The organism is Streptomyces sp. 5-10, assembly GCF_014712245.1.
Classification (GTDB): Bacteria; Actinomycetota; Actinomycetes; order Streptomycetales; family Streptomycetaceae; genus Streptomyces; species Streptomyces violaceusniger.
This window is the reverse complement of the sequence record NZ_JACVYG010000061.1, coordinates 17,005-28,561: the sequence shown is the minus strand read 5'-3', so window position 1 is coordinate 28,561 and position 11,557 is coordinate 17,005. Positions and strand designations below refer to the sequence as shown.

The following is an 11,557-nucleotide window of genomic DNA, read 5'->3' as shown; positions in this document are numbered from 1 at the left end:
CCGATCGAGGTTCTGTCCATGAGGGCCGACCCGGGCCAGGAAGGTGTCCGGGTCCGGCATTCCGTGTTCGGGCGCTCACTTGCCCTCGATCGGCAGGCCGGGCGGGTTGAGCCGCGAGGTGCTCACCCCGTCGCTGGTGAGACCCCAGCGCGCCAGGATCTTCCCGTAGGTGCCCTTCTTGATCAGGTAGTTGATCGCGTCGTTGAGCGGCTTGCCGAGGCCGTCGTCCTTCTTGGTGGTCGCGGCGATCAGGCCCTGGAGATGCCCCCCGGCTCCGATGATGGCGCCGATGACCTGGGTCTGGCCGGAGGTCTTGGCGTGGTACTCGGCCTCGGGGTTGGGATGCAGATAGGCGTCGATCTGGCCGGACTGGAGGGCCAGGTAGCAGGCCGATTCGTCCTGGTAGTACTTCACGTTGACGGGCTTGCGGCCCGCCTTGACGTTCTGGGCGCTCCAGTCCAGCAGGACCTTCTCCTCACTGGTCCCGGTGGGCACGGCGATGGTCCTGCCCGCCACGTCCTCGGGGCCGGTGACGCGCCATGTCGCGCCCTTCTTGGCCTCGAACGCCTGCGCGTCCTTGCGGTAGGTGGCCATGTCGTACTTCTGCTTGCGCAGTTCGGTGACGGTGATGTTGGAGACGCCGACGTCGTACTTGCCGCTGTCCAGACCGACGAAGATCTGCTCGAAGGAGACCGGGTTGTAGTGCGCCTTGAGGCCGAACACCGAGGCGATCGCGTACGCCATGTCCGTCTCCACGCCGATGAGGGTCTTGTTGTCCGTGGCGAAGAAGGTGAGCGGGGCGGTGCTCCCCTTGGAGTTGCCGATTTCGAGGGTGCCCCGGGACCGGACGGCCGCGGGCACTTCGGCGGCGATGGAGGCGACCTTGGGTGCCGAGTAGCGGTTCTGGTCGGGGCCGGTGTTGAAGCGCTCCTTGGACGCCGGTCCGGACGCGTCCTTGGCCGGGCCGCCGCAGGCGCTCAGGGTGAGCGCGGCGGCGATGGCCAGGGTGAGCGCGGTGAGCTTGGGACGGATGAGTACGGACATGGTGTCCTGTCTTTCGGAAGAAGCGGGGTCGGAGGACCTTGGAGGCGGGGTCAGAGGACCTTGGAGAGGAAGGTGCGGGTGCGCTCGTACCGGGGGGAGTCGAGCACGTCGGCCGGTGTCCCCTGCTCGACGATCCGGCCGTCGTCCATGAAGACCACGGTGTCGGCGACCTCTCGGGCGAAGCCGATCTCATGGGTGACGACGATCATGGTGGTGCCGGCGCGTGCCAGATCCTTGATCACGTCCAGCACCTCACCGACCAGCTCCGGGTCGAGGGCGGAGGTGGGCTCGTCGAAGAGCAGCACCTTGGGTTCCAGGGCGAGCGCGCGAGCGATGGCGATGCGCTGCTGCTGGCCGCCGGACAGCTGCCCGGGGTAGGCGGTCGCCTTGTCGCGCAGGCCGACGCGCTCCAGCAGCCGCTCGGCGCGTTCCTGGGCCCGGGCACGCGGCACCCCCAGCGCGGAGACGGGTGCCTCGACCAGGTTGTCCTCCACCGTGAGATGCGGGAAGAGGTTGAAGTTCTGGAAGACGAAGCCGATGTGGGTGCGCTGACGCAGCACCTCGCGCTCGCGCAGCTCGTGCAGCCTGTCGCCGGCCCGCCGGTAGCCGATCAGTTCGCCGTCGATGGTGACGGTGCCGCGCTTGACCTTCTCCAGGTGGTTGATGCACCGCAGCAGCGTGGACTTGCCGGATCCGGATGGGCCCAGCACAACGGTCACCTCGCCGACGCGGACCTGGAGATCGACGCCCTTGAGCACCTCGACCAGGCCGTAGTTCTTGTGGACGCCGCGTATGTCGACGACCACCCGGGCGGGATCGGCCGCGGCCTCGCGGGAACGGCGGCCGGCGGAGGGCGATGTTCTGGTCACCGCTGGGTCCCTTCATCCGCGGCAGCCGCGCGGAGGTTGCGGATGGCGAGGCGCACCCGCTCGACAGGGGTCGGCGGCAGCGCCCGCGTCGTGCCCTTGGCGAAGCGCCGCTCGACGTAGTACTGGAAGATCGAGAGGAGGGTGGTCAGCAGGACGTACCAGGCGGTCGCGACGAGCAGCATGGGCACGATGCGGGAAGTGCGCCCGTAGATGACCTGGACGGTGTAGAAGAGCTCCATGATCGCCATCACGGAGACGATCGAGGTGTTCTTGAACAGCGAGATCAGCTGGTTGGCCGCGTTGGGCGCGATGGTCCGCATGGCTTGCGGCAACACGATGCGCATGAGCTGACGGCGCCTGGGGATCCCCAGCGCGGCGGCGGCTTCCAACTGGCCATGGCTGACGGACAGCACCCCCGCACGGACGATCTCCGAGGCGAAGGCGGCCTCGTTGACCGAGAGCGCGATGACGGCCGCGCTCACCGAGCTGACCAGATTGGTGGTGCTGAAGGAGAAGAACTCCGGTCCGAACGGCACCCCGATGCTCAGGCGCGAGTACAGGTAGGAGATGTTGAACCAGAAGAGCACCTGCACCAGCAGCGGTACGGAGCGCACGACCCAGACGTAGCCGTAGGCGATCACCCGGAGCAGGGGGTTGGCGGAGAGCCGCATGAAGGCCAGCACCATTCCGCCCACGAAACCCGCCAACGCGGCGTAGAAGGTGAGCTCGATGGTCACCCATACGCCGTGCAGAACGCTGCGGTCGAAGAAGTACTGCCGGAAGGTCGCCCACTCCAGGCCGGGGTTGGTGGCCAGGGCGTGCACCAACTGCGCCACCAGGACGAGGGCGATGGCCACGGCCACCCAGCGGCCGGGGTGCCGGACGGGGACGATCTTGGGGGGTCTGGGCTGCTCGGCACCGCTGCCCGGTGGTGCGAGCGCCGCTCTGCCGTCAGTGGCAGCGGTCATGATGACGTCTCCGATTCAACGGTTTCAGCGGTGAGTTCGGGGAGCCCGGACGGGCGGAGCAAGCGGTGGAACACGGTGCGCGTCGCCTGCCGGACGGACGAGGACATCAAGCGGCCCAGCCGTCGAGGAGCTCGGCCATGGTCGACAGTCCGCTGCGCAGGTGTTCCTCCGCGATGGCGAAACTCAGCCGCAGATGTCCGGGAGCCCCGAAAGAGGCACCGGGCACCGTGATGACGCCGGAGTCCAGGAGGCGGTCCGCCACGGTGACGTCGTCGGGGGCGTACCCGCGGATGTCGGGGAAGACGTAGAACGCGCCGTGGGGAGGCGTCCGGAACAGCCCGAGAGGTTCCAGTACGGCCTGGCACGCCTTCAGCCGGTCGCCGAGGATCGCCCGGAATCCGGCCGTCACATCCGGGCCGGTCAGGGCGGCCAGCGCGGCCGCCTGCGCGATGCGGCTGACGTTCGAGGTGGTGTGGGACTGGACGGCGGCAGCCGCGTCGATGACCTGCTTCGGGCCCGACATCCAGCCCACCCGCCAGCCCGTCATGGCGTAGGACTTGGACACACTGCCGACCGTGATGAGCCGGTCGCTCACCCCGGGTGCGACCTGGCCTGGTGCGGGGACGGGCCGGAAGCCGAGGTCGACGTAGGTCTCGTCCGAGACGATCCAGACGCCGTGGGTCGCCGCCCAGGTCAGGAGCGCGCGCAGCTCCGACGCGTCGTAGACCAGTCCCGTCGGGTTGTTCGGCGAGCACAGCACCATCGCCCGGGTGGACGGGGTCCGGGCCGCCTCCAGGTGGTCCGGGGTGATCTTCAGCTCGCCGTCGGACGGCTGGACGATCACCGGGCTGCCGCCCGCCAGCCGGACCGAGGACGGGAAGGTCACCCAGTACGGCGCTGGGATCAGAACCTCGTCCCCGGGCTCGAGCAGCGCCATGAACGTGTTGAACAACGCCTGTTTCGCACCATGGGTGACCAGCACGCTGGAGCCGTCGAGGGGTGTCGTGGCCCTTGGGGTGAGCCGGTCGGCGATCGCCTGACGCAGGCGGGTCTCGCCGCCGGTCGGCCCGTAGTGGTGGTTCTCCGGCCTGCGCGCGGCGTCGATGGCCGCGGTGACGATGTGGGCGGGGGTCGGCAGGTCGAGTTCGCCTGCCGAGAAGTCGAAGACCTGGACGCCCGCACGGCGCAGTCTCGCGGCGCGTTGGCGCAACGTGGCGGTCGGCGACATGGTGATCACGGGGGTTGTTCCTCGTTTCCGGAGTTGATCGGCCGCCCGGAGGCGGCGGACGCAAGGCCCTGGTGCGGGGTCTTGGTGCCGCGCCGATGTCATGGGCCCGGCAGGCCACCTGGAATGCGTAGTGACCCTCCGTGCGCGGTGGTGTCAGGCTCGGAGTCGTGGGTGGCGCGCGAGCCAAGCTGGGGTTACCGAAGGATGAACTATCCAGATACAGCTTAGATCTCAGGATGGATCATCCATCCCGTGCTAGTCTCCTGCTCGCATCGACAGTCGATCCATGCATGGCGAGCGAAGTGAGGTTCCGTGGTTGCGGCCAAGTCGTCCCTGGTGAGCGGTGAATTCGTCACTCGTGCCCAAGCCGCGCTGCCCGGCCTGGGCGCGACGGACAAGCGGTTCATCGAGCTGATCCTCAGCGACCCCGAAGCGGTGGTGCGCGGCTCGGTGACCGAGCTCGCCCAGAGAGCCGGTGTCGCGCAGTCCTCGGCGGTCCGTGCCTGCCAGCGCATCGGGTACCGGGGCTACCAGGACGTCAAGCTCGCCATCACCCGCGACCTCGCCCAGCAGGGCGAGGAGGAGCAGGAACTCGCTCACGAAGAGGGGATAGACGGCCAGACGCCTGCCGGCGACATCCTCGACCGCGTCCTGCGCCGCAGCGGCAGGGCCCTGGTCGACGCGGCACAGACCGTCGACCCCGAGTCGCTGTCGCTCACCATCGACCGCATCGCCGCGGCCGGCCGTGTCCTCGTCATCGGCAACGGCACCTCCGCGGCGCCGGCCCATGACGCCGCCTACCGGCTCTCCGCGCTCGGCCTCGTCACGATGTTTCCCACCGATGTCATGGCCCAGCACCTGGCCGCTCGGCACCTGGACGAGTCCTGTGTGTGCCTCGTCGTCAGCCACACCGGTGCCAGCCGTGAGTCGCTGCGGGCCGCGGAGGCGGCGCGGACGGCAGGCGCCTTCACCGTCGCCATCACCAGCTTCACCAACTCGCCCCTGACCCGCGTCGTGGACACCGCGCTGATCGCGGGAGGGCCCGAATACGGCTTCCGCCTCGAAGCGATGGCCAGCCGCCTCGCCCACCTGGGGATCGTCGACGCTCTCTTCGTCGGCATCGCGGTCCGCCGTCCCCAGGCATCGACCAAAGCGCTCGACGTGATGGCCGACACCACGATCGAACACTCCCTGTAGAAGGAACACACCCAGTGCCCCACCACGACCACTCCCCAGTGATCGACCTGGCCGTCCTCGACATGGCCGGCACCACCATCGCCGACAACGGCATCGTCGAACGGGCCGTGGACGAAGCCCTGTTCCTCGCGGGTCTCGACGCGATCACCCCGGAAACGCTCCGGCCCTTGCGCGGCATGGCGAAGACCGACATGTTCAACCGCTTGGCGCCCGATCCGCACAAGGCCTCGGAAGCCCACCAGAACTTCGTGGACCTCATGCTCAAGGCAGTGCTCGCCGGTGAGCTGCCCGCCAGGGACGGCGCCGAGGAAGTCCTCGTCGCCCTGCGAGAACGCGGGGTCAAGACCTGTCTCATGACCGGTTTCGACCTCGCGGTCCAGGGTGCGCTCCTCGACACGCTCGGCTGGCGCGACCTCGTCGACCTCACCGTTGCCCAGTCCGGAACACTCCGTGGCCGCCCCTACCCCGACATGATCCTCACCGCGGTCATCAGCCTCGGGATCGACGCGGTGCAGAGTGTCCTCGTCGCCGGCGACACGGCCAACGACCTGCTGGCCGGTACACGCTCCGGAGCCGGACATGTCATCGGAGTCCTCGGTGGAGCACACCAGAGGGAGCAGCTCGAGGCCGCACCGCACACCGCTATCGCCGACAACCTGGGAGAAGTGCTCGTGAACTTCGACTAGAGCGGGTCGCGGAAGGCCGATGCGCAGAAGGCGGACACTACGACGTGTCCCGCGCCGACCGGGCCAGCGCGCCGAGGCGCAGGTCACGGGTGCGGCTCTGGTGCGCGATCATGCGGTCGCGCGCGGCGGACGCGTCGCGGTGTCGTACCGCGTCCAGGATCCCCGCGTGCTCCGTGAGGATCTGCTCGAGGTTGTCGGGCAGGTCGGTGGCCGAAGAGGTGTGTGCGTCGTACGTCTTCAACTGGGCGTCCAGACGGTCCATCAGTTCGGAGATGGTGGGGTTGTGCCCGGCCTCGCGCAGCACCACGTGCCATTCGCTGTTGAGGTCCCGCAGTTCGGCGGGATCGGTGGTGTCCGCCGTGCTTTCCTGGACGTGGACGAGACGGGCGAGGTCGAGTTCCGTCCGTCGCATGGCGGCGGCTTGCACGATCGTCGACTCGAGCGCGATGCGCGCCTCGCAGATCTCCAGGATCTCCTCCGGGGTACGGGTACGGACCACATAGCCGCGAGTCGCCTGCTCGACCAGCCCGTCCTGCTCAAGCCTGATCAGGGCCTCCCGCACCGGGGTGCGCGAGACGTTGTACTCGGCGCTCAGAGCCGATGGGATCAGAACGGTCCCCGGTCCCGCCTGCCCGTTGACGATGCGCTGCCGGATGCGGGCGTAGTGGCTGATGGTGCGTCCATCGTCCTGTGAAGCGGTCACGTCCTCTTCCTTGTCATCTCGTCCACCACTCGATACAAGTGTATACAGATGTTTGCACATAGATGCAGCTGTGGTTATGATCCCCCACAAGTGCTCCGCAAGGCTCGGAGTGCACGGCAGACGGCCGACCTCCATGTCCAGGGGAGTTCCAGATGCATCGCGATGCCCAGTCACGGCGGGGTCCTGCCCGCCTGGCCGTCGTGATCGCCTTCCCGTGGCGGACCGAGTTGACGTGCCGTCGGCACATCGACCTCATGCGCAGCTCCAGCGCGCGCTGTCGCTGATCTTGATCACTTCGTAGCTTCACGTCCGGCGAGCCCGGCTCTCACACGTGAGCGTTTCCCAAGCACGTCGCCTTTGGCCCAGCCCGGGCGATGTGTCCCTCACGCCACCCGCCGCGCGCGGGAACCCTCCCACGGCCTCACGCTCGGTTCGGTTCCCGCGCCGACTCCTGTGCGGGTGAGGACCGAGGCGATCATTCCTGAAGGGGAGATCCATGCCCGAGCGGCAACTGCTCACAAAAGAAGGGGGTCGGCTCCCTTCCGAGCCGGTGGGGAGCACCGGATCCGAAGCGGGGCGCGGGCCGGTGCCACCCTCGTCCCGATCCGCTGTCCCGCGCCGGATCGTCAGCCGACTACCCGCCCTCGGTCGTGCGGTCGGCCCCTGGGCCGTACCGCTGCTGGCTCTCGTGATCTGGCAGCTCACCGCTCGGAACGGCGTCCTCCCGCCCTCCGTACTGCCCGCCCCCGAGGTGGTGGTACGGGCAGGTTCCGATCTCGCCGCCACCGGCGAACTCCAGCGGCACATCCTCGCCAGCCTGCGTCGCATCGCGCAGGGGTTCGGGCTCGGCGCGGTCACCGGTCTCATGCTCGGGTTTCTGGTGGGCATGTCGAGAATCGCGGACATACTTCTGGACCGCTCACTACAGATGGTCCGCACCATCCCGCACCTGGCCCTGGTGCCCCTGATGATCGCCTGGTTCGGCATCGGCGAGGAGCCCAAGATCCTTCTCGTGGCGCTGGGCACGTTCTTTCCCATCTACCTGAACACCGTCACCGGTATCCGCGGGGTGGACCCCAAACTGCTCCAGCTCGGCCGTTCCTACGGACTGGGGCGTTGGGCCCTGGTCCGGGAGATCGCGGTGCCCGGGGCGATGCCCACCATTCTGGCCGGCATCCGCTACTCCCTGGGCGTCGCCTGGATCACGCTCGTGATCGCCGAGACCATCTCGGCCAGTGACGGAATCGGCTACCTCGCCCAGGACGCGCGCCAGATGCTCCGCACCGATCAGATCGTGCTCGCCATCGTCTTGTACGCCTGCGCCGGCCTGCTCGCCGACCTCCTCACCCGGCTCATCGAACGAAGGATCCTGCGATGGCACCCCAGCTACCGCCGCCCGTCCCCGTGACCCGTCCGCACGCTTCCCAGGGCGCCGGGCTTTCGCTTGACGCAGTGGGCCGACGGTACGGCGATCGTTGGATTCTGCGGAACCTCGACCTGGAGATCGAGTCCGGCTCCTTCGTCTCCTTCCTCGGCCCCAGCGGCGTGGGCAAGAGCACACTGCTGCGGATCATCGCCGGACTCGAGCAGCCGAGCACAGGCGGTGTCACCCTGCGCGGAAGCGGACCGGGGCCCGTCACGGCCCGCATGATGTTCCAGGAGGACCGTCTGCTGCCCTGGCGCAGCGTCGAGGACAACGTCCGGCTGGGCGTCAACGGCCGTAGGGACGAGGCGCGTTCGCTGCTGCGAGCCGTGGGCCTGGACGGCCGGGGAAGCGCCTGGCCGACCGAACTGTCCGGAGGGCAGAAGCAGCGAGTCGCCCTCGCCCGTGCCTTGCTGCACCACCCCGAACTCCTGCTGCTGGACGAGCCGTTCGGTGCCCTGGACGCCATCACGCGGATCAAGATGCAGCAACTCGTGGAACGGCTCTGGCTGGACCAGCCGCGCACCGTCCTGCTCGTCACCCATGACGTGGAGGAAGCGCTGGTGCTCTCCGACCGCGTACTGGTCCTCGCGGCCGGCTCGCTCGGACGAGACCTGAGGGTCGACCTTCCCCGCGGGGACCGGCGCGGGCACCCGGACCTCGTGGCCTGGAAGGAGGAGATCCTCCAGGACCTGCTCGAACCCGCGTCCGCCGGAACCGAAGCCGCCTGAATCAGCCCGGACACCGGCCGCGGACCGACCGTCCCCGGCCCACCCTCGTACCCCCTTATCCGCCACCCCGCGGAATGCCAAGGACCTCACCATGCCCAGACTCCGCCGTATCACCTCCCGCTCTGCCATCCCCACGACTCCTGCCGACGGGCTCTCCCGCCGTGGACTCCTCGCCCTTGGAGGCCTCGCCGCCCTCACCCCCGCCCTCGCGGCCTGCGGTGAGGACAAGACAGCCGGACCGGAGACCAAGCCGCTCGCGGACGGAGTGCCCCAAAAGCTCCGCTTCGCGGTCATCGGAAGCGGCAAGACCGGCATACCCGCGACCCTCCGCTACAAGATGAACGGCGTGAACCTCGGCAGGACTCTCGGCGGCACGACCGTCTCCTGGCCGTCCGGGTTCACCGCCTCCCTGCCCGTCATGGAGGCCTTCAAGGCCGGAAGCGTCGACTTCTCCTTCGCCACCGCCACCGCCGTCGCCTACGCGGTCGGCGGTGACGTCCCGATCGTGCCGCTCGCCGCCTACCCGCTGCCCGGCACCGAGGTGGAGATCCTCGTGCCGCGCGGCTCGGCCATCCACGGCGCCGCGGACCTCAAGGGCAAGCGGATCGCCGACCAGAAGGGCACGACCGGCACCTACAGCCTCATCAAGTACCTGGAGACCGCCGGATTGCGGCTGGACGACATCGACTACGTCAACCTGCCCGCCGCCGATGCCGAGTCCGCGTTCGCCAACGGCAAGGTCGACGCCTGGATCAGCTGGCAGCCCGCGATCGGCCTGGCCAAGGCCCGGCACAAGGCGCGCAGCCTGCCCGGGGTCAAGACGTACGACTACAGCTTCTACGTGGCCAGTGAGTCGTTTGTGAAGGACTATCCCGAAGCGGTGGCGAAGACCGTGCGCGCCGTCCGTGACGCGCAGCGGAGCATCAACCGGTCGCCCGAGCAGAGCGTCGAGTTCTTCGACCGCATCGGCGGCTTCGGCTCGACGGATGTGGAGCGCGCCGTCTACCTGGAGCTGACCCGCAAGAAGCTCCTGTCCGACTCGAACGCCGATGCCCTCGCGGCGGTCGACGGCAAGGCGATCGAGAGCACCCAGGATCTCGCCGACAACTTCCACGCCCTGGGCGTCTACCCGTCCAAGATCGATGTGGCCGGATTCCTGCGGGACACCCGCTTCGATTCCATCAGGAAGACGGTCGCCGCCGAACTGGGGAAGTGACCTCGGCACCGATCTCGGACAGTCCACGGCCGCGTAACTCTCAGGCAGAAAGACCCCGATGAACAGCTCCCGGAACCACACGAACCACATGCATCTGGCCGCCTTCGTGACCGCGGGTCCCGGTCGGCCGGGCGGCTGGCGCCACCCGGGTGCCGACCGGAACTGGCTGTCCGCGTCCCATTACCAACACATCGGCAGGGTGCTCGAAGAGGGCAAGTTCGACCTGATGTTCTTCGCGGACATCCTGTCCGTACCGGACCGCCTCGGCAACAACATGGACAGCCAGCTCCGGTACGGATCGCTCGGGTCCCTGCGCCTCGACCCCACCCCCATCCTGGCGTCCATCGCGGCCGTCACCGACCACATCGGCCTGGCCGCCACCGTGTCCACCAGTTATCTGGAACCCTTCCCGGTGGCGCGTTCGTTCGCCACGACCGATCACCTCAGCGACGGCCGGGCTGCTTGGAACGTGGTCACTTCCTTCCAGGACTCCGAAGCGCGCAACTTCGGCAACGACCGGCACATCGACCGGGACAAGCGCTACGAGCGGGCCGATGAGTTCCTCGAAGTGGCCTGCAAGCTCTGGGACAGCTGGGAGGACGACGCTCTCGTCCTCGACCCGGACACCCCGCTGTTCGCCGACCCCGAGTGCGTGCGCCACATCGACCATGAGGGGGAGTGGTTCAGTGTCCGGGGCCCGCTCAACGTGGCGCGTCCGCCGCAGGGCTATCCGGTGATCATCCAGGCCGGCGCCTCGCCCAAGGGGCGTGACTTCGCGGCCCGCTGGTCGGACGTCATCTTCTGTAGCCACGCCTCGCTCGAGTCGGCCCGTGAGTTCTACCAGGACATCAAGGGCCGCGCCGAGCGCCATGGCCGCCGCCCCGAGGACGTCAAGATCCTGCCGATGGCGACCCCCGTCATCGGCCCCACCACCGAGGCGGCACAGCGGTCCGCGGATGAACTGGCCGACCTGGTACCGCCGCTGGCGGGGTTGTCGACTCTGTCCTACCACTTGGACGTCGACCTCTCGGGTCTCCCGCTCGACGAGCCGCTGCCCGATGTGGATGTTCCCGGTGTCCAGGGCCACTACAAGGAGGTCGTGGAGATGACCCGGCGCGAGGGCCTGACGCTGCGGGAACTGGGCAAGCGCTATGGCGGCCGCGTCGAGGGCACGTTCGTCGGCACCGCTGCCGAGGTCGCCGACGGCATGGAGCGATGGTTCACCGAAGGCGCCTGCGACGGGTTCACCCTGGGTGCCGTCCACACGCCGGGCGCCTTCGAGGACTTCGTCCGTCAGGTGGTGCCGGAACTCCAGCGTCGGGGCGTGTTCCGGACCGAGTACGAAGGCCGGACGCTGCGCGACAACCTGGGCCTGGAGCGCCCTGCGGCCGGTGCGTGGCGCAGCCGCCGGCACGGCGTATGACCCGCGACCGGTGTGGGCGCGATCCCCGAGTCGCGCCCGCCCTGCCTCTCTTCGACGACCGTACGACCA

Annotated in this window: 11 protein-coding genes; 6 read left to right on the top strand and 5 right to left on the bottom strand. The window is 68.6% G+C overall.

Annotated features, from left to right (window positions below; all coding sequences use genetic code 11):
- Window positions 1–75: 75 nt before the first annotated feature.
- The 4 genes from IEJ02_RS40795 to IEJ02_RS40780 all read right to left on the bottom strand — a co-directional run bounded on the left by IEJ02_RS40795 (window position 76) and on the right by IEJ02_RS40780 (window position 4,109).
- A complete protein-coding gene (locus IEJ02_RS40795; protein ID WP_191069391.1) occupies window positions 76–1,044 on the bottom strand; it encodes an ABC transporter substrate-binding protein in 969 nt (322 codons plus the stop codon).
- A 50-nt stretch (window positions 1,045–1,094) separates the two neighbouring features.
- Entirely contained in the window at window positions 1,095–1,850 is a 756-nt protein-coding gene (locus IEJ02_RS40790; protein ID WP_164427502.1) for an amino acid ABC transporter ATP-binding protein, read from the bottom strand.
- A 59-nt stretch (window positions 1,851–1,909) separates the two neighbouring features.
- The gene (locus IEJ02_RS40785) at window positions 1,910–2,881 is read right to left on the bottom strand and encodes an amino acid ABC transporter permease (protein ID WP_191069390.1); all 972 of its coding nucleotides are present in this window, start codon (window positions 2,879–2,881) and stop codon (window positions 1,910–1,912) included.
- A 106-nt stretch (window positions 2,882–2,987) separates the two neighbouring features.
- Window positions 2,988–4,109, bottom strand: coding sequence for an aminotransferase class I/II-fold pyridoxal phosphate-dependent enzyme (locus IEJ02_RS40780; RefSeq protein WP_223865283.1), 1,122 nt, complete (start codon window positions 4,107–4,109; stop codon window positions 2,988–2,990).
- 312 nt (window positions 4,110–4,421) lie between these two features.
- Here IEJ02_RS40780 and IEJ02_RS40775 point away from each other — a divergent pair, with 312 nt between their 5' ends.
- Entirely contained in the window at window positions 4,422–5,306 is an 885-nt protein-coding gene (locus IEJ02_RS40775) for a MurR/RpiR family transcriptional regulator (protein WP_164427360.1), read from the top strand.
- Between the two features lie 14 nt (window positions 5,307–5,320).
- Window positions 5,321–5,992, top strand: a complete 672-nt coding sequence (locus tag IEJ02_RS40770) for an HAD family hydrolase (RefSeq protein WP_191069388.1) — start codon at window positions 5,321–5,323, stop codon at window positions 5,990–5,992.
- A gap of 37 nt (window positions 5,993–6,029) precedes the next feature.
- Here IEJ02_RS40770 and IEJ02_RS40765 read toward each other — a convergent pair whose 3' ends face one another.
- Complete coding sequence (locus tag IEJ02_RS40765) at window positions 6,030–6,695, bottom strand: GntR family transcriptional regulator (RefSeq protein ID WP_317986048.1); 666 nt, start codon at window positions 6,693–6,695, stop codon at window positions 6,030–6,032.
- Window positions 6,696–7,281: 586 nt separating this feature from the next.
- On the opposite strand from IEJ02_RS40765, the gene IEJ02_RS50070 reads away from it, so the two are divergent.
- The 4 genes from IEJ02_RS50070 to IEJ02_RS40745 all read left to right on the top strand — a co-directional run bounded on the left by IEJ02_RS50070 (window position 7,282) and on the right by IEJ02_RS40745 (window position 11,488).
- Window positions 7,282–8,103, top strand: coding sequence for an ABC transporter permease subunit (locus IEJ02_RS50070; protein ID WP_317986047.1), 822 nt, complete (start codon window positions 7,282–7,284; stop codon window positions 8,101–8,103).
- A 44-nt stretch (window positions 8,104–8,147) separates the two neighbouring features.
- Window positions 8,148–8,849 carry an ABC transporter ATP-binding protein gene (locus tag IEJ02_RS40755; RefSeq protein ID WP_317986046.1) on the top strand — a complete coding sequence of 234 codons (702 nt, stop codon included), beginning with the start codon at window positions 8,148–8,150 and terminating at the stop codon, window positions 8,847–8,849.
- Between the two features lie 91 nt (window positions 8,850–8,940).
- Window positions 8,941–10,065, top strand: coding sequence for an NrtA/SsuA/CpmA family ABC transporter substrate-binding protein (locus tag IEJ02_RS40750; protein ID WP_191069384.1), 1,125 nt, complete (start codon window positions 8,941–8,943; stop codon window positions 10,063–10,065).
- Window positions 10,066–10,123: 58 nt separating this feature from the next.
- Window positions 10,124–11,488 (top strand): LLM class flavin-dependent oxidoreductase, encoded by a 1,365-nt coding sequence (locus IEJ02_RS40745; protein ID WP_223865274.1) that lies wholly within the window; start codon window positions 10,124–10,126, stop codon window positions 11,486–11,488.
- The last annotated feature ends 69 nt before the right edge of the window (window positions 11,489–11,557 follow it).

Bases quoted from the DNA above. Each gene is read 5' to 3' on its own strand.
- IEJ02_RS40795 (WP_191069391.1), bottom strand. From the start codon at position 1,044: ATGTCCGTACTCATCCGTCCCAAGCTCACCGCGCTCACCCTGGCCATC.
- IEJ02_RS40785 (WP_191069390.1), bottom strand. From the start codon at position 2,881: ATGACCGCTGCCACTGACGGCAGAGCGGCGCTCGCACCACCGGGCAGC.
- IEJ02_RS40780 (WP_223865283.1), bottom strand. From the start codon at position 4,109: ATGTCGCCGACCGCCACGTTGCGCCAACGCGCCGCGAGACTGCGCCGT.
- IEJ02_RS40750 (WP_191069384.1), top strand. From the start codon at position 8,941: ATGCCCAGACTCCGCCGTATCACCTCCCGCTCTGCCATCCCCACGACT.
- IEJ02_RS40745 (WP_223865274.1), top strand. From the start codon at position 10,124: ATGAACAGCTCCCGGAACCACACGAACCACATGCATCTGGCCGCCTTC.